The 16,795-nt window shown below is 73.4% G+C and carries 14 protein-coding genes; 10 read left to right on the top strand and 4 right to left on the bottom strand.

What is annotated here, in order from left to right; all coding sequences use genetic code 11:
- Positions 1-136 precede the first annotated feature (136 nt).
- Complete coding sequence (locus J3486_RS07430; protein WP_207819298.1) at positions 137-955, top strand: RNA polymerase sigma factor SigF; 819 nt, start codon at positions 137-139, stop codon at positions 953-955.
- A 241-nt stretch (positions 956-1,196) separates the two neighbouring features.
- Here the strand turns inward: J3486_RS07430 and J3486_RS07425 are convergent, their stop codons facing one another.
- Positions 1,197-2,330, bottom strand: coding sequence for a PAS domain-containing protein (locus J3486_RS07425; protein ID WP_207819296.1), 1,134 nt, complete (start codon positions 2,328-2,330; stop codon positions 1,197-1,199).
- Positions 2,331-2,408: 78 nt separating this feature from the next.
- Between J3486_RS07425 and J3486_RS07420 the strand changes: the two genes are divergently transcribed.
- The 3 genes from J3486_RS07420 (at position 2,409) to J3486_RS07410 (ending at position 5,662) form a co-directional block, all read left to right on the top strand.
- Entirely contained in the window at positions 2,409-3,176 is a 768-nt protein-coding gene (locus J3486_RS07420) for an ANTAR domain-containing response regulator (protein WP_207819294.1), read from the top strand.
- Positions 3,177-3,308: 132 nt separating this feature from the next.
- Entirely contained in the window at positions 3,309-4,607 is a 1,299-nt protein-coding gene (locus tag J3486_RS07415) for an aminotransferase class I/II-fold pyridoxal phosphate-dependent enzyme (RefSeq protein WP_207819293.1), read from the top strand.
- Positions 4,604-5,662 carry an MBL fold metallo-hydrolase gene (locus tag J3486_RS07410; RefSeq protein ID WP_207819291.1) on the top strand — a complete coding sequence of 353 codons (1,059 nt, stop codon included), beginning with the start codon at positions 4,604-4,606 and terminating at the stop codon, positions 5,660-5,662. Before J3486_RS07415 ends, J3486_RS07410 begins: the two co-directional genes overlap by 4 nt.
- A 39-nt stretch (positions 5,663-5,701) precedes the next feature.
- Here the strand turns inward: J3486_RS07410 and J3486_RS07405 are convergent, their stop codons facing one another.
- Together J3486_RS07405 and J3486_RS07400 are read right to left on the bottom strand one after the other, a co-directional pair.
- The gene (locus J3486_RS07405) at positions 5,702-6,331 is read right to left on the bottom strand and encodes a DedA family protein (RefSeq protein ID WP_207819290.1); all 630 of its coding nucleotides are present in this window, start codon (positions 6,329-6,331) and stop codon (positions 5,702-5,704) included.
- Positions 6,331-7,107: an MBL fold metallo-hydrolase gene (locus J3486_RS07400; protein WP_207819288.1), complete on the bottom strand. Its 777-nt coding sequence runs from the start codon at positions 7,105-7,107 to the stop codon at positions 6,331-6,333. Before J3486_RS07400 ends, J3486_RS07405 begins: the two co-directional genes overlap by 1 nt.
- A gap of 82 nt (positions 7,108-7,189) precedes the next feature.
- On the opposite strand from J3486_RS07400, the gene J3486_RS07395 reads away from it, so the two are divergent.
- The 3 genes from J3486_RS07395 (at position 7,190) to J3486_RS07385 (ending at position 11,329) form a co-directional block, all read left to right on the top strand.
- Positions 7,190-7,597, top strand: a complete 408-nt coding sequence (locus tag J3486_RS07395; protein ID WP_207819286.1) for a hypothetical protein — start codon at positions 7,190-7,192, stop codon at positions 7,595-7,597.
- 198 nt (positions 7,598-7,795) lie between these two features.
- On the top strand, positions 7,796-9,853 hold the full coding sequence (locus J3486_RS07390; RefSeq protein ID WP_229377726.1) for a phage holin family protein: 2,058 nt from the start codon (positions 7,796-7,798) through the stop codon (positions 9,851-9,853).
- 90 nt (positions 9,854-9,943) lie between these two features.
- The gene (locus tag J3486_RS07385) at positions 9,944-11,329 is read left to right on the top strand and encodes an amino acid permease (protein ID WP_207819282.1); all 1,386 of its coding nucleotides are present in this window, start codon (positions 9,944-9,946) and stop codon (positions 11,327-11,329) included.
- A 91-nt stretch (positions 11,330-11,420) separates the two neighbouring features.
- Here the strand turns inward: J3486_RS07385 and J3486_RS07380 are convergent, their stop codons facing one another.
- Positions 11,421-13,058: a DUF6345 domain-containing protein gene (locus tag J3486_RS07380; protein WP_207819281.1), complete on the bottom strand. Its 1,638-nt coding sequence runs from the start codon at positions 13,056-13,058 to the stop codon at positions 11,421-11,423.
- Between the two features lie 242 nt (positions 13,059-13,300).
- Between J3486_RS07380 and J3486_RS07375 the strand changes: the two genes are divergently transcribed.
- The 3 genes from J3486_RS07375 (at position 13,301) to J3486_RS07365 (ending at position 16,697) form a co-directional block, all read left to right on the top strand.
- Positions 13,301-14,362 (top strand): ATP-binding protein, encoded by a 1,062-nt coding sequence (locus J3486_RS07375; protein ID WP_207819279.1) that lies wholly within the window; start codon positions 13,301-13,303, stop codon positions 14,360-14,362.
- Positions 14,359-16,179, top strand: coding sequence for a hypothetical protein (locus J3486_RS07370; protein WP_207819277.1), 1,821 nt, complete (start codon positions 14,359-14,361; stop codon positions 16,177-16,179). Before J3486_RS07375 ends, J3486_RS07370 begins: the two co-directional genes overlap by 4 nt.
- A gap of 92 nt (positions 16,180-16,271) precedes the next feature.
- Positions 16,272-16,697 carry an OsmC family protein gene (locus J3486_RS07365; RefSeq protein ID WP_207819276.1) on the top strand — a complete coding sequence of 142 codons (426 nt, stop codon included), beginning with the start codon at positions 16,272-16,274 and terminating at the stop codon, positions 16,695-16,697.
- The last annotated feature ends 98 nt before the right edge of the window (positions 16,698-16,795 follow it).

Here is a 16,795-nt window from a genome sequence, read left to right as displayed (position 1 = left end):
ACGCAGCGCGTACGCGTCCGAGGCCGCAGCACCGCTGCCTCCGCCCCCCGGGTGTGTCCGATCCCGCTCGGGGCGCGACTCCCACGGTGACCACCGAACCCAGGCACCACAACGCACCACCAGGGAGTTGCGATCCATGCGAACGCGAACCAGCGCACCCGTGAACCCGGTGAAGCCAGGTCAGCGCCATCCGCACGACGACGCCCCCGACACCGCCGAGGCCTTCGTCAGGCTCTGTGAGCTGCCCGACGGCGCCGAGCGCCAGGAACTGCGTCGTGAGGTGGTCGAGGCGTGGCTGCCGATGGCCGAGCGACTCGCGGGCCGCTTCCGTAACCGCGGTGAGTCCCTCGACGACCTCCGGCAGGTGGCCGCCCTCGGCCTGGTCAAGGCCGTCGACCGCTACGACCCCGAGCGAGGCAACGCCTTCGAGAGCTACGCCGTACCCACCGTCACCGGCGAGATCAAGCGCCACTTCCGCGATCACATGTGGACCCTGCACGTACCGCGCAGGGTCCAGGACCTGCGCAACCGCGTCCGGTTCGCGCAGCACGAACTCGCGCAGAGCATCTCGGGGCGCGCCCCGACCCTGAGCGAGATCGCCGAGCACGCCGGGATGACCGAGGACGAGGCCAGGACCGGACTTGAGGCCCTGGAGAGCTTCACCGCGCTCTCCCTCGACGCGGAGCTGCCCGGCAGCGAGGACGGCTACTCGCTGTCCGACGCGCTCGGCGCCGCCGACCCCGCGCTCGACACCGTCGTCGACCGCGAGGCCGTCAAGCCGCGCATCGCCGCCCTGCCCGAACGCGAGCGGCGCATCCTCTACATGCGGTTCTTCGGGGACATGACGCAGAGCCGGATCGCCGAGCAGCTGGGCATCTCGCAGATGCACGTGTCCCGGCTGATCAGCCGGTGCTGCGACCGACTGCGCGACCAGGTGCTCGCCGACGCCGCGTGACGCTCGCCAGGGCCTGTCCGGCGGATCTTGTCGCGGGCGGGGGGCCTGCCACGCGGACCTGCGGCGTTGTCGTCGGTGGCCAACTCCCCCAGCCTCGAACCAGGCTCCGCCAGGCTCGGCCGGGAGGTGCCCCCTTCGCGTTGACGCCCTCCTGCGCCTTGCATCTCGACGCGCCAGACCCCGCTCACCGGCAAGGAAAGGCGCGGGCCGCACGGATGCGGCCTGATCCGCCGGACCGGCCCTAGCCCCGCCGGCCCATCGCCAGCGCGATGTGCCGGGACATCACGTCCAGCGCCTGCGCCTCCGCCATGGAGAACGCCAGGCGGCCCGCGGACCGGAACAGGGTGAGGACGCCCTGGACCGGTTCGCCGGGCGACGGGATCAGCGGTACGCACAGCAGCGAGGTGACATCGGCCCGGACCAGGACCGGCGCGCCCGACGCGTCCGTGCCCAGCGCCTGCGCGTCCTCGGGGCGCACCAGCAGCGTGGGCGCCCCGCCGCGGGCCGCCTCCACGACCAGCGGCGCGCTCGCCGGGTCCTGCGCGGCGATGTCCCGCACCGCCGCGTCGTCGGCGCCCAGCACCGTGACCCGGGAGAGGCGGGCCGCTCCCGTGTCCGCCGTGACCCAGTCGGCGAACCGGGCGTGCAGGACCCGTGCCGCGCGCCGCAGCACCTCCGCCGGATCGCCGGCCGGAGCGGCGAGCAGCTCGCGCGTCATCGCGTCCATCAGATCCATCAGGGCCTGATGGCGGCTGGTCTCCGTGAGATCGGGGAGCGGTGTCGCCGCAGCGCGCGACAGCGGCACGGAGGAGTCGTCGCCGGGCTGCAGCAGGACCAGCACCGTGGTGCGCGGCTCGTTGCCCGGGCGCAGGCCCGTCAGCGTGACCCGGACCGGCTGCTGCGCGGACTGCTGGAGGTGCACCGTCAGACCCCGGTCGCCCTCGCCCCTGGCCACCGCGGCGACCTGGGAACGGAAGGCGGCCCGGTCGGCGTGCGCCAGCAGACCGGTCAGCGGGCGCCCGGTCGCGTACCCGGCCCGCACCCCGGTGAAGTTCGTCGCCGCGAAGTTCAGCCGGCGCACCACGCACTCGCGGTCCACGAGCGCCACCGGCAGCGGCAGCCGCTGGAAGACGGCGCGCAGCAGCTGCTGTTCCTGCCGGTCGGCCCCGGCCGAACGCCCGCTGGGGCCACCGCTGTCGGCGGTCAGCCGCTCGTACCACGGCCACAACTCGCGTACCGCGTGATCGAGTTCGAAAAGGGCGGCGTCGAGGACCGCCGGAAGCTCCTCGGTGGGGACGGAACGTGCGGCCTTCAACTCCGCCACCCGGCGCACGAGATCCGCCAGTTCCTCACCGAACTCTTCCATCTGAGCCATGCCGAGAACCTATCCCGGACAGCAGTTTTCCGGGGCCGAGTGGGGGAAGCCGTAGAGAGGTGAGGAGGCGTTTTTCCGATGCGCAAGGCCGACCGGAACGAACCAGTGACGGACGTGCAGCGGGCGTTCGGGACGTATGCCGCGCGATCCGCGCATCTCGCTCCCGACATCCCCGAAGCGGGTCTCCCGGCCCGCAGGCTCTCCGAGCTCGCGGAGGAGGCGGTGCGCTGCACCGCCGAGTGCTGCGGCGCGGTGGCGACCGTGACCGACGGCACCGACGAGCGACCGACGGCCGTCACTCATCCCGACCTGACCGCCCTGATCTCCGTGCAGCTGCGGTCGGGCGAGGGGCCCATCCCCGTGGCCGAGGAGCAGGGCAGCCCCGTCGACGCCACCGACCTGCTGGAGGACCGGCGCTGGCCGCAGTACCGGGCGGTCGCGCTCGACTCCGGGGTGCGCTCCAGCGTGACCATCCCCTTCCGCAGCGCGGACCTCACCGTCACGCTCAGCCTGTACAGCTTCCGCGCCGGCGCCCTCGCCGACGCCCCGCACGGCCCGGTCCGCGCCCTCGGCGATCTCGCCGCGACCTGCATGCTGCGCGACCGTTCCTACCGCGCGGCGCTCACCGAGCTGGACCAGCTGGGCGCCGCGCTGCGCACCCGGCCCGTCGTCGACCAGGCATGCGGCATCGTCATGCATGTGCTGGGCTGCGACGCGGACGCCGCGTTCACCGTGCTGCGCCGCATCTCGCAGGCCACGAACCGGAAACTGTCCGAGGTGGCCTCCGCCGTCGTCGAGAAACGGGGGCGCGGGCTCGAGCGGGAGTTCACGGCGCTGACCCGGTGAGGCGGCCGCGCCCTCGGATGTCCGTCGCTCCGGCACCGGCCACGGCGCAGCACGCCGCGCGCGAACCCGGCCTCGAATGTGAGGCTGGTTCCAGCACCACCACCGCGGCGACGAACACGGCACGGAGGCACCATGCGGCACCCGGACCCCGAAGGACGCGGCCCCGTGCGCTACGGGCCGCCGCTGCCGGAGCCGGGTCTGCCCGTGCTGCCCGAGCTGGCCGCCGTGGTCGCCGCGGCGGCGGCCCGCGCCCACCCCGAACCGCCCGGCGGCCCGCCCGCACTCCTCGAAGCGGCCCGCGGGCACGGGCAGCGGCGCGGCCTGGCCCCCGAGCGGGCCCGGGTCACCGCGGCCCCCGGCGCCGCCCCGCTGCTGCTCGCGCTCACCGCCGCGCTCGGCGGTGACGTCCTGGTGCCGCGCCCCTGCCCGGCCTGGTGGGTGCCGCAGGCCAGGCTCATCGGGCGGGACGTCTTCCACGTACCGACACCCGCCGAGTGCGGCGGCGTCCCCGATCCGTACGCCCTCCTGGAGACCGTCCGCCGGGTCAGAGCCGAGGGCGGCGACCCCCGGCTGCTCGTCGTGTCCGTGGCCGACGACCCGACGGCCACCGTGCCGCCGCCCGAAGTGCTGCACGAGGCCGTGGAGGCCGCCGTGGGGGAGGGCCTGCACGTCGTCAGCGACGAGACCTGGCGCGACACCGTCCACCCCGGCCCGGACGGCTCAGGGCCCGGCACCGTCCTGTTCAGCCCCGCCGAGATGTTCCCCGGCCGGGTCACCGTCCTCACCGATCTGACCGGCGCGTATCTGCCGCCGTCGCTGCCCGCCGCCTGCGCCCGCTTCGCGCCGACCGCCGAGGGCGACCGGCTCGCCGCCCGCACCCTCGACATCCTCACCGCGACCGGCGCGCACCTCGCCGCACCGGTCGCGGCGGCGGCGACGTACGTCCTGGAGGAGGGCGCGGAGGTCACCGCCCGCCGCACCGCCGCCGTCGCCCTGCACGCCCGGGTGGCCGCGGCCCTGCACCGCACGGTGCTCGCGGCCGGCGGCCTGGCCCGACCGCCGCGCGCCGGGCGCCACCTCTACGTGGACCTGGAGCGGCTGCGCCCGCGCCTGTCGGCCCGTGGGGTCACCGACGCCCAGGACCTGGAGGAGTACCTCACCGACCGGCTCGGGATGCCCGCGCCCGGCGGGCACCGCTTCGGCGACGACCAGGGCGCCCTGCGCGTCCGGCTGTGCACGGGGCCGCTGCTGGGCTCAACCCCGGCCGAGCGCGCGGCGTCTCTCACCTCACCGGAGCCCCTGGGATTGCCGCACGTGGCAAGGGTGTTGAGCATGGTGGAGTCCGTGCTCGGTGAGCTGCGCGACCCCGGTGACCGCGCAGACCCGGAAGGCACGGGTGCGGCAGGCGAAGGATGGGAGTCCGAGCGATGACGCAGACGTCCGGAGCGACGACCAACGAGAGCGCGGGAGAGCGGGGCGGCGCCACCGCGTCCCCACGGCCCCTCGTCGAGCCGCGGCCGCTCGGCGGGGGAGGCACCGGATACGTTCCGCGCCGCTGGCCCAAGTCCTTCGCCGACCGGCTGACCGCGCCGCTCCCCGGCCTGCGGGCCTTCGCCCGGTTCGCCCGCGAGGGCAAGGTGCGGCCGACGGCCGAGGGGCTCGCCGACATCCCGAGCCTGCCCTTCGAGCCCGGTCCGCTCCCGGACGTCGACACCCGCACCGTCGCCGTCACCTGGGTGGGCCACGCGAGCTGGGTGGTGCGCATCGGCGGCCTGACCGTCCTCACCGACCCGGTCTGGTCGCGGAAGATCCTCGGCACCCCGGCCAGGATCACCCCGGTCGGCGTCGCCTGGAGTGCCCTGCCCGCCGTCGACGCGGTCGTCATCAGCCACAACCACTACGACCATCTGGACTGGCCGACCCTCAGAAGACTCCCGCGCGAGACGCCCGTCTTCGTGCCCGCGGGGCTCGGCCGCTGGTTCTCCCGCCGCCGCTTCACACGCGTCACCGAGCTCGACTGGTGGGAGGCGGCCGAACTGCGCGGCGTCAGATTCGACTTCGTGCCCGCCCACCACTGGTCCAAGCGGACCCTCACCGACACCTGCCGCACCCTGTGGGGCGGCTGGGTCCTCACCGACGGGGAAGGGCAGCGGGTCTACTTCGCGGGCGACACCGGCTACGGCCACTGGTTCGGCGAGATCGGTCTGCGCTACCCGGGGATCGATCTGGCCCTGCTCCCCATCGGCGCCTACGACCCGCGCTGGTGGCTGGAGGACGTGCACTGCGCACCGGAGGACGCGGTGCAGGCCGCACAGGACGTGGGCGCCCGCTTCATGGCGCCCATGCACTGGGCCACGTTCCTGCTGTCGGCCGAGCCGGTCCTGGAACCGCTCACCCGGCTCCGCGCCGCCTGGGAGAAGGCGGGCCTTGCCCGCGCGTCGCTGTGGGACCTGCCGGTCGGCGGTTCGCGGGTCCTGACGGCCTGAGCCGCGGCGCGGCCGTACGCGTGCGGACCGGCCCGGGGCTCAGGCGTGCTGACGGTCCGACGGGCGCCGCATCCGCCGCCACACCGACGGGACCGCGCTGATCAGCACGGTCAGCAGGATCGCCGCGACGATGCCCTCCCACGGCTCGGCGAACAGCGAACCGCCGACGATCCCGATCACCTGGTACGTCGCCGCCCAGGCCAGGCAGGCCGGGATGTCGCCGCGCACGAACCGGCGCAGCGGCATCTTGGCGAGCAGACAGGCCAGCATCACCGGGATCCGCCCGGCCGGCACGAGCCGCGACAGGACGAGCACCGTCACCCCGTGGTCGGCGAGCTTGTCCTGCGCCTGTGTCAGCCGTTCCTCCGGCGCCCGCGCGCGGATGGCCTCCAGCCATTTCGACCCGTTCTTCGAGCGCATCCCGCGCTGTCCGAGCCAGTACAGGGCCACGTCCCCGAGGAACGCCGAGAGCGAGCCCACCGCGAACACCATCAGCAGCGAGAACGGGAGCGTCTGGTGGAAGGCCACCACCGCCGCGGAGCTCACCAGCGCGCCCGTGGGCACCACCGGTACGAGCGCGCCGATGAAGACGAGCAGGAACAGCGAGGGGTAGCCGACGGCCTGCTGCGTCGACTCCGGCGGCACGACGGCTGTCGTCACGGCGAGCATCACCGTCCCGCCACCTCAGGCCGCACGCTCTCGCCGTGCCCGAGCCGGTGCACCGTCACCCCGGGCGCGCGCAGCGCCGCCTGCCGCACGAACTCGTCGCCCGGCGTGTGGAACTCGTGCGGGCGCACCGCGTCCAGGCCGATCGGCCAGTACGTGCCGTAGTGCACCGGCACCGCCGCGCGCGGCGCGATCCGGGTCAGCGCCTCGGCGGCCCGCGCCGGATCGAGATGGTGCGAGCCCAGGTAGGGTCCCCAGCCGCCCACCGGCAGCAGCGCCACGTCCACCTCGCCGACGGCCTCGGCCATCCCGTCGAAGAGGCCGGTGTCGCCCGCGAAGTACGTCCGGGCCTCACCGGCCATCACATAGCCGAGCGCGGGCGCGCGCTGCGGCCCCACGGGCAGCCGCCGCCCGTCGTGATCGGCGCGCACGGCTTTTATGACGACGTTCCCGACCTCGACCTCGGCGCCCGGCTCGACCTCGACGAACCGCAGCGAGCGCAGCCTCCGCAGCGCCGGCACGGCGCGCCGCGCGCCCCGCGGCAGCAGCACGCGGGTCCCCGGCGCTAGCCGGGCCAGCGACGGAACGTGCAGGTGATCGGCGTGCAGATGCGAGACGAGGACGACATCGGCGTGCGCGGCGCGGGGCGGCGGAGGAGCGCCGCGCCGCCGTCGCAGATGGGCGAGGCGGCGGGCGAAGAGCGGATCCGTGAGCACGCGCGTGCCCGCGTCCTCGACCGTGCAGGTGGCATGACCCCACCAGGTGATCTCCACCGGCACCCGTTGCCTCCTTCATGCGACTCCCCCGAGCCTACGTGCAGGAGTAGGGTCGACGCCGAAAGCTGGAGGTGAGGGGGACACCATGGGCCCAGGACTACGGGTCACGGCCATTGCCGGGCTGACCCCGCTGGAGCGACTGGACGCGGACCCCTTCCTCGTCGACTCGCGCGGCCAGTACGCCATGTGCGCCCGCTGGGCCGCCGACCGCGGCTACGTCGTCACCCGCCAGCTCCTCGTGCACGCCCTGCGCCCCGACCACGACGTGCTGTGGGCGGACGTCGACGCGGGCCTGGTCGACCTGTTCGTCGCGCCCAGCGACCGGGTGCTGCGGGTGGCGCTGAGCTCGGTGGACGCGTTCACCGCCGAGTGCGCGCGGCGCGGGGTCCGCCTGGAGACGGTGGGCTCGGCGGAACCCACGTACGACGCGGAGATGAAGGCCCGTGTGCACCGGCGCCTCTCCATGCCCACCGCGGGGTACGACGGCTGCTAGGCAGGCGTCGGACCGGCCGGGGGCAGGGCGCGTTCCCCGGTTGCGCAAATGGTGTGAAACCCTTACCCGGACACGAACAGATCAGGGTGAACCGACCAGGGTGAGGGGAGCGGGAACGTGGCCTCAGGCCGGTGGTGGCGGCGCGCGGTGAGCCAGGGCTGGCGGTCGCTGACCGTGTGGGCGGCCGGCACGCTCACGATGATGATCCTCGCCGGGCTGCTGCCGGACTTCCAGCTCCAGTCGGACGACGGCGACAGCATGACCCGGGTCGCGATCACCGCGGCCCTCGGCGCCGGCGCGTTCGCGGTGCTGTCCGCCCTCGTCTGGCCGATCCTCGTGCGCGCGCTGCTGCTGGTCCCCGCCCTCGTCCTCGGTCTCGTCGTCTTCTTCCTCAACGGCGCGGTGCTCCTGTTCGCCCTCAAGCTCATCCCCGAGAACCGGGGCGAGGCCAGCCCGGAGACGGCCGTGGTGGTGGCCGCCGTCATGTCGGCCGTCGCCTCCGCCACCGGTGGTGCCCTCGCCGTGCGCGACGACGACGCGTACCGGCGCCGCCTGTACCGGCTGGCCGCGCGCCGACGCCGCAAGAGCGACGAGGCGGACTCCTGCCCGCCCACCCCCGGCACCGTCTTCCTCCAGCTCGACGGCGTCGGCCACGAGGTGCTGCGCCGCGTCGCCCGCGACGACGTGATGCCCACGGTCGGCTCCTGGCTGCGCGACGGCACGCACCGGCTCACCCCCTGGCGCACCGACTGGTCCAGCCAGACCGGCGCCAGCCAGCTCGGCATCCTGCACGGCTCCAACCACGACGTGCCCGCCTTCCGCTGGTACGAGAAGGACACCGGCGAGATCCAGGTCTCCAACCGGCCGACCAGCGCCGCCGAACTCCAGCGCCGTGCCGTCGAGCACACCGGCGACGGCGGACTGCTCACCGTCGACGGCGCCAGCCGCGGCAACCTGTTCAGCGGCGGCGCCGAACAGGTCGCCCTCGTACTGTCCGTGGCGGCCCGGCGCGGCAAGGAGAACAGATCCAGGGCCGGATACTTCGCCTACTTCTGCGACCCGGCGAACGCGGTGCGCACCGCCCTTTCCTTCTTCGCCGAGGTGGGCCGGGAGATCGGGCAGTCCACGCACGCCCGGCTGCGCAAGCGCCGCCCGCGCGTCGCACGCGGCGGGCTCTACCCGTTCATCCGCGCCTTCGCGACCGTCGTCGAGCGGGACGTCGTCGTCGCCGCGGTCATCGGTGACATGCTCGCCGGGCGCAGTGCCGTCTACGCCGACCTCGTCGCGTACGACGAAGTGGCGCACCACTCGGGACCGTTCAGCCGCGACGCCGAGAAGGTCCTCGAACGGCTCGACCGGTCCCTCGCGCTGCTGTCGAAGGTCGCCGAGCACGCCCCGCGCCCGTACCGCATCGTCGTCCTGTCCGACCACGGCCAGAGCCCCGGCGAGACGTTCCGCTCCCGCTACGGGCTCACCCTCCAGGACCTGGTCCGTGCGGGCTGCGGTCTGCCCGTGCCGCGCCGGGCACGCCGCACCCGTTCGGGCGCCGAGGCCCGCTCCGCCGTGCGCGCCGCCCTGCACCGGCCCGTCGAGGAGGGCGAGCAGGCCGCGCACCGCGGGAAGCGCAGCGAGCCGGTGGTGCTCGCCTCCGGCAACCTCGGCCTCGTCTCCTTCCCCGACGTCCCGCACCGGATGAGCAAGGAGGAGCTCGACACCCGCCACCCGGCGCTCCTGGCGACCCTCGCCAACCATCCCGGCATCGGTTTCCTCCTCGTACGCAGCGAGGAGCACGGCGGCGTGGTGCTCGGCGCGCAGGGCGTCGAGGTGCCCGTCGCCGAGCTCGCCGACGGACGGGGGCCGCTCGCCGACTTCGGGCCCGGCGCCGCCGACGCCGTGCGCCGCACCCACTCCTTCCCGCACACCGCGGACATCATGGTCAACTCCATGTACGACCCGATCGACGGCGAGGTCCTCGCCTTCGAGGAGCAGATCGGCTCGCACGGCGGGCTCGGCGGCGCCCAGGGCCGCCCGTTCCTGCTCTCGCCGCTCGCCCTGTCCGAGCCGGTCGAGGACGGCGGCGCTCTCGTCGGCGCCGAGCAGATCCACCGCGTCCTGCGCCGCTGGCTGCGCGAGGGACACGGACCGCAGGTCCCGCTGGCGGCCGATCCCATACCCCTGGAGAATTCGCTACGTCAAGACCCCGAGGCTGCATCATTTGCGGTCGCGCCCCAGGAGCCGCAGGACAAATCCGCCTGATTTGGAGCCGGGTGTCCGCCGACCGGACGATGGGACGTCGCCCGGCGATCCCGAGGCGGCGTCAGCACGACCGAGAGGCGCACCCCCCACATGCACGACACCGGAACCGCACCCCCACCGGCTCCGGCCGCCACGCCTGGCCGACACGACAGCAAGCACGCCCGCCGGTTCGGCCTGCCGATCGCCACGTGCCTGGTGATCGGCAACATCATCGGCGGAGGCATCTTCCTGCTGCCGGCGTCCGTGGCCCCGTACGGCACCATCGCGCTCGTCGCGTTCGTCGTCCTCACCGTCGGTGCGATCGCCCTCGCGCTCGTCTTCGGCCGGCTCGCCCACCGGCACCCGCAGACCGGCGGGCCCTACGTCTACGCCCGTGAGGCCTTCGGCGACTTCGCCGGGTTCCTGGCGGCGTGGTCCTACTGGATCACGACGTGGGTGAGCAACGCGGCCCTCGCGGTCGCCGCCGTCGGATACCTCGACGTCCTGCTGCCCATCCACGGCTCGACGTTCTGGACGATCGTCGCCGCCCTCGCCTGCCAGTGGCTGCCCGCCCTCGCGAACCTGGCCGGAACCCGGTACGTGGGCGCCGTCCAACTGGTCTCGACCGTGCTGAAGTTCGCGCCGCTGCTGCTCGTCGCGGTCGGCGGCCTGTTCTTCTTCCAGAGCGACAACCTGGGCCCGTTCCGGGCGAGCGGCGACTCCGCGATCGGGGCGGTCTCCGCGTCCGCCGCGATCCTGCTCTTCAGCTACCTGGGCGTCGAGTCCGCCTCCGTGAGCGCCGGCGAGGTCCGTGACCCCCAGCGCAACGTGGGCCGCGCGACGGTCCTCGGCACGGGCCTGGCCGCGCTGCTCTACCTGCTGTGCACCGTTTCCGTGTTCGGCACCGTCCCGCACGACCGGCTGGTGAACTCCACGGCCCCGTTCTCCGACGCCGTCAACGCCATGTTCGGCGGCACGTGGGGCGGCACCGCCGTGGCCGTGGCCGCGCTCGTGTCGATGGTCGGCGCGCTCAACGGCTGGACCCTGCTCAGCGCCCAGACGCCGTACGCCGCCGCCAAGGACGGCCTCTTCCCGAAGGCGTTCCTGCGCAAGCGGCGCGGGGTGCCCACGTTCGGTGTGCTCGTCGCCGTGTCGCTGGCCTCGCTGCTGACGATCTACAACTACACGTCCGGTTCCGCGGCGGTCTTCAACACCCTGGTCCTCGTGACGACGTTCACCGCGACCGTCCCGTATCTGCTGGCCACCGCCGCGCAGATCTACTTCCTGCTGTCGGGACAGGGGGAGCGGGTCCACACGTCCCGTCTCGTCCGGGACCTGGTGCTGGCCCTCGTCGCGTTCGGGTTCTCGATGTGGCTGGTCGGCGGAGCGGGGTACGCGGCCGTCTACCAGGGGGTGCTGTTCCTGTTCGTGGGCGTGCTCGTCTACGCGTGGATGGCGGCCCGCAAGAAGCGAGCCGCCATCGCCGAGGCGCCGTGACTCCGGCTGTCGTGTCGCGACCGCGGGTTCGTCGTGGCTGATCGCGCACGACCGGCCGGGAGCCGCCTCCGCAGCACGGACCCCGTAGACGTCAGCGCGCGAGCGGCGCCACGATCCACCTCAGCTTCTTGTACATGGAGTCACGGGAGCCCAGTTCGACCAGCTTCCGCGCCGCGGGATACGCCTCGTTGCCCTCGATCTCGTACCCGACCTCCAGCGTCCCCGGCACGTCCCTGACCTCGAGGTGGGCTTCGATGTCGGCCGCCGAACGCTCGGCGTCCGCCGCCATCGCCGTCAGATGCGCGATGCGCCGCCGCTGCGCCTCGTCGAGCGCCTGCCGCGGGTCGCGCGCACCCGGCGAGGAGAGCGCCTGCGTGCCCTTGCCGGACGGAGGTGCGACCGCGGAGCTCGGGGTGCGGGTCTCGCCGGAGGGCCGGCGGGTCGAGACCGTCGCCTGCACCACGGTGCCGTCGTTGTCGAGGACCACCCGGAACTGCCCGCGCCCCGGCGTGATCACCGGGATGCCGCCGAAGGCCTGCCGGAACGTGACGTGTGTCTGCAGCGACACCGGCTCACCGATCCGGGAGCCGTCCTTCTTGCCGGAGTTCTGCATCAGGTCGTGCACCCCGTCGACGACCAGCTCGGCCCCGGCCGTGAGGTCGGAGTGCTGCTGCACGAACTGACGGGCCAGCTCCACGGCCCGGTCGGTCTCCAGGCGGCGGGTGTTGCGGTGGTTGGCCTCGGCCAGGCGCACCCAGCGCACCGCCTGCGGCGCCGTCGAGATGAACCGGTCGCCGGAGCTCGCGCTCAGCACGCCCTGCCGCTCGACCTGCACCTCCTGGAGCGCGGCCTGCGGGAAGTGCGCGAGCTGTCCCAGCGCGGCCAGTTCACGGCTCGGGTCGCGCGGCGCGAGCTGCACGATCTGCGGGCTCGACGGCGGCTGCGTCATCGCCTCGCGCAGCCCCTCGCGCGCGGAGTACCAGCGCCACGCGTACCAGGCGTCGGAGACGTGCTCGCGGTAGAAGTTGCGCTCCGCGTTGAGCCGGTTGACCGCGTCCTGCTGCGTGGGCCCGGTGGCCGCGACCGAGGGCGCCTGCCCGTGGTAGATGTCCCAGCTCGCGTTCAGCCAGGCGTCGCAGTACGTCTGCCCGGCCCGCCACTTCTCCCAGAACTTCCTGCCGTAGTCCGGGCTGTCGATGCTCGTCGACTCGAACCCGAAGATCATCCGCGAGCCCAGGTTGGGCCCCGCCCAGGTGCGTACGGGGGAGTGCCCGTCGAGCACCCGCAGCGAGTTGCACGTGGACCAGAACACGTAGTTCGCCTTCTCGTTGCCGAAGGCCATCCGGTTCGAGACCGCGTCCGAGCGGTTGTCCCACACCCCGCCGAGCGGCGCGAAGAACACCCCGTTGCCGTCCATGCCGCCGTGCCCCGAGTGGTACACGGCGACGACGGCGTCCACCCCGTACCGGTCCTGCCAGTTGTCGTACGTCTCCTCGTACGCCCACACCTGGACGCCGTTGTCCGCGAACCAGAAGTTGCGGTCGTAGAACTGCTGAAGGTACGCGAGCCAGCCCGTGGCGTCCTCGTGCGTGTGCGAGAGCGGGTTCTGGTTCACGAACTTCTGGATGCTGAACGCACCCCACCAGCCGAACGTCGAATCCCGGTCCGCCGCGCCCGGCTTGCCGGTCTCCAGCGGTGACGGACCGCGGTCCGCGTAGATCATGCGCATGATCGAACCCCCTGCGAATCCCCGTGAGTCGCCCCCTGGTCGGGGGGCCTCAAAGTGTCACCGCGGTGCCGTCTTGCCCAGCGCGCATTCCGGCCATGGTGCCCCGCGGGAAATTCGGCTGCGGGCGCGCACGGCGGGGTTCACACTGGGCGCACCGGGCAGCCGCGCCGCCGCGCGCCCCGGTCGTCGACCGCCGGGGCAGGGACCCGGCCACCCCTTCCACCCCTCAAGGAGTCAGTACGTTGCAGGCTGCCGTCACGGTCACGCCCTCCCGCATCCCGGAGCTGCTGCTCGGTCTCGCGACGGTGCGGCCGGTCTTCATCTGGGGCGCCCCCGGCATCGGGAAGTCCTCTCTCGTACGGGACTTCGCGGACTCGCTGGGCCTTGAGTGCGTGAGCCTGCTCGGCACGCAGCTGGCCCCCGAGGATCTGATCGGTGTGCCGCAGATCCGCGACGGACGCTCGGTGTTCTGCCCGCCCGAGGCGATCGCCCGCGACGAGCCGTACTGCCTGTTCCTGGACGAGCTGAACGCGGCGACCCCCGATGTGCAGAAGGCCTTCTACTCGCTGATCCTCGACCGCCGCATCGGGAACTACGAACTGCCCGAGGGCTCCATCGTGATCGGCGCCGGCAACCGCGCCACGGACAACGCGCTGGCCCGCCCCATCGCGTCGGCGCTGGTCAACCGGCTCGCGCACGTCCACCTCCAGGCCTGCGCGCAGGCCTGGCTGGGCTGGGCCGCGGGCGCCGGCATCCACCCCTGGATCCAGGACCACCTCACCGACCGCCCCGACCACCTGTGGTCGAAGCCGCCGAAGACCGAGGAGCCGTTCTCCACGCCCCGGTCCTGGCACATGCTCAGCGACGCGCTGCACTCCTTCGGGCCGACGCTCGACGACGACACCCTGAAGGTCCTCGCGCACGGCACGCTCACCCCCGCCCACGCGGTCGCGTTCTGCGGCTACGCGAAGATCGTGCGCAGCCGCTTCGGCCTGGACGCGATCCTGAAGGGCGACGCCCGCTGGCCGCACCGCGTCGAGGACCGCGACCTGCTGTACTACCTCGCCGAGGCGTTCCGCGGCCGCCTCGCCAAGGACCTCCCGGCTTCCAAGGAGCACGCCTCGCCCGCGGTCCGCCAGACCGCCTACCGCGCCAAGTCCCTGCTGGTGCAGCTCGCCGAGATCTCCGTGGAGGTCGCGCAGACCGTCATCGCGGACGACACCGACGGCAACCCGCTGCTGCCCGCCTGGTTCCTGGTGGAGGCGGCCCGCGACATGCCGCGCCTGGTGGAGGCGCGCCGATGAGCGGCACGACGAAGAAGGCGAAGAAGGAGTCGAAGGCCGGCGAGGAGCGCCCCGATCCGGCAACGGAGGCCTATCTCAAGGGCCTTGCCCTGGTGCGGGCCAACCCCGCCCTGGACTCCCTCGACGCGGACTTCTGCCGCGGCGGCTGCAAGGTGGCCCCGCCGAACGGCTGGGCGCTCGTCGACTCCGACGGCTGCGTCCATGTCCACCCCACCCGGCGGGCCGAACCCGCCGAGTGGGCCTGGGTGTTGGCGCACTGCCTGCTGCACCTCGGCTTCGGGCACGTACCGGCCGCGACGGGCAGACGCGTCCAGCCCGACGCGTACGAGCTCGCGGCGCGCTGCGTCGTCGTGCACCGCTTCCAGCAGACGTTCCCCGTCGGACGCCCGCCGGAGGGACTGCCCGCCGCCTTCCCCGGCGGCGACGAGGAGACCCTCGTCGCGCGCTGGCGCCGCGACGGCATCCCGCCCGAGTACCGGCACTGCGGCACCGGCGGCCCCGCACCCGACCAGGTCCTGGAGCCCTGGCCCCTCTGGTACGGGCCGGTCAAGGACTGGCAGGAGGCCTTCGCGCGCGCCCTGACCCGCACCGTGTCCGCGGCGATGGACGTGGCGGCCGGGCGGCGCGACGACATCAAGGGCGAGCGGGTGCCGCAGCGCCCCTGGGAGCGCGCCCTGAGCTGGTTCGTCTCCTCGTACCCGCTGCTCGGCGGGATCGCGGCGGGCATGACGATCGTCGCCGACGCCGAGCTGGCCCGCGCCCACGACATCTCCGTCGCCGCCGTCAACGCCGACCTCGGCGAGATCTACGTCAACCCCCTCAAGCGCCACACCGACGAGGAGTGGCGCTTCATCCTCGGCCACGAGATGCTGCACGCCGCGCTGCGCCACGGCGACCGGTGCGGCGCCCGCGATCCATACCTGTTCAACGTCGCGGCGGACTACGTCATCAACGGCTGGCTGCGCGAGATGCAGATCGGCGAGATGCCCGAAGGGCTGCTGTACGACCGGGAGTTGGGCGGCCTGTCCGCCGAGGAGGTCTACGACCGGATCGCCGCCGATCTGCGTACGCGTCGCCGTCTCGCCACCCTGCGCGGCAAGGGCCGCGGCGACATCCTGGGCGAACCCCTCGGCCCGGTGCGGGACTTCGTCGACCTGGACGAGTTCTACCGGCGCGGCCTGGTCCAGGGCTTCGACCTGCACCAGCAGCAGGGCGAGCGGGGTTACCTGCCGCTCGGCCTGGTCGAGGAGATCAGGGCGCTCTCGCACCCGCCCGTGCCCTGGGACGCCCAACTGGCCCGCTGGTTCGACGAGTTCGTGCCCCGCCCCGAGCCGGTCCGTACCTACGCCCGCCCGGCGCGCCGCCAGGCGTCCACGCCGGACATCCCGCGCGCGGGCCGCTCCTTCCCGCCGGAAGAGGTGGCCCGCTGCACCTTCGGTGTCGTCCTCGACACGTCCGGTTCCATGAGCCGCACGATGCTCGGCAAGGCGCTGGGCGCGATCGCCTCGTACGCCGCGGCCCGTGACGTGCCCGCGGCCCGGGTCGTCTTCTGCGACGCGACGCCGTACGACGCCGGGTACCTCCCGGTGACCGAGATCGCGACCCGGGTCCGGGTGAAGGGGCGCGGCGGCACGGTGCTGCAACCCGGCGTCGACCTGCTGCGGCGTGCCGACGACTTCCCCGCGGGGGCGCCGCTGCTGATCATCACGGACGGGGCCTGCGACGTCCTGCGGGTCACCCGCGAGCACGCGTATCTGCTGCCGCAGGGCGGCCGGTTGCCGTTCACGGCCCGTGGCCCGGTGTTCCGGGTCCGCTGACGCGGCGGGTTCCCGCTCGCGGTGGCGCGCACCAGGTGCCCGGATGTGATCGGATGGTTCCTACAGCCGACCGGTAACCGAAAGGACCCATCGTGGCCACCACGCGCTCCGCCCACACCGTCTGGGAAGGCAACCTGCTCGAGGGCAGCGGCACCGTCACCTTCGACTCGTCCGGCATCGGCCAGCAGGCGGTGTCCTGGCCGTCGCGCGCCGAGCAGGCGAACGGCAAGACCAGCCCGGAGGAGCTGATCGCGGCCGCGCACTCGTCCTGCTTCTCCATGGCGCTGTCGCACGGCCTGTCCGGCGCGGGCACCCCGCCCACCAAGCTGGTCACCTCGGCCGACGTGACGTTCCAGCCGGGCGAGGGCATCACCGGCATCCACCTCATCGTCGAGGGCACCGTGCCGGGCCTCGACGAGCAGGGCTTCCAGGCCGCAGCCGAGGACGCCAAGAAGAACTGCCCCGTCAGCCAGGCGCTGACGGGCACGACGATCACGCTCACGGCCAAGCTGGCATGACCGTCTGACGTTTCGTCAGGGCAGTGCGACGGTGCCCCGGAACCCGCGACAGGGTTCCGGGGCACCGTCGCGTCCGGGGTCGCGTCGACCCTGAGCTG

The sequence above is a fragment of the Streptomyces sp. VRA16 Mangrove soil genome, from assembly GCF_017377775.1.
GTDB lineage: Bacteria > Actinomycetota > Actinomycetes > Streptomycetales > Streptomycetaceae > Streptomyces.
Note: the sequence above shows the minus strand (reverse complement) of the source record. Positions and strands in the feature narration are given on the sequence as shown.

What these genes read in the sequence shown, in the direction of transcription:
- J3486_RS07430 (WP_207819298.1), top strand. Translation starts at nt 137, where the DNA reads ATGCGAACGCGAACCAGCGCACCCGTGAACCCGGTGAAGCCAGGTCAG.
- J3486_RS07425 (WP_207819296.1), bottom strand. Translation starts at nt 2,330, where the DNA reads ATGGCTCAGATGGAAGAGTTCGGTGAGGAACTGGCGGATCTCGTGCGC.
- J3486_RS07420 (WP_207819294.1), top strand. Translation starts at nt 2,409, where the DNA reads ATGCGCAAGGCCGACCGGAACGAACCAGTGACGGACGTGCAGCGGGCG.
- J3486_RS07415 (WP_207819293.1), top strand. Translation starts at nt 3,309, where the DNA reads ATGCGGCACCCGGACCCCGAAGGACGCGGCCCCGTGCGCTACGGGCCG.
- J3486_RS07410 (WP_207819291.1), top strand. Translation starts at nt 4,604, where the DNA reads ATGACGCAGACGTCCGGAGCGACGACCAACGAGAGCGCGGGAGAGCGG.
- J3486_RS07405 (WP_207819290.1), bottom strand. Translation starts at nt 6,331, where the DNA reads ATGCTCGCCGTGACGACAGCCGTCGTGCCGCCGGAGTCGACGCAGCAG.
- J3486_RS07395 (WP_207819286.1), top strand. Translation starts at nt 7,190, where the DNA reads ATGGGCCCAGGACTACGGGTCACGGCCATTGCCGGGCTGACCCCGCTG.
- J3486_RS07390 (WP_229377726.1), top strand. Translation starts at nt 7,796, where the DNA reads ATGATGATCCTCGCCGGGCTGCTGCCGGACTTCCAGCTCCAGTCGGAC.
- J3486_RS07385 (WP_207819282.1), top strand. Translation starts at nt 9,944, where the DNA reads ATGCACGACACCGGAACCGCACCCCCACCGGCTCCGGCCGCCACGCCT.
- J3486_RS07380 (WP_207819281.1), bottom strand. Translation starts at nt 13,058, where the DNA reads ATGCGCATGATCTACGCGGACCGCGGTCCGTCACCGCTGGAGACCGGC.
- J3486_RS07370 (WP_207819277.1), top strand. Translation starts at nt 14,359, where the DNA reads ATGAGCGGCACGACGAAGAAGGCGAAGAAGGAGTCGAAGGCCGGCGAG.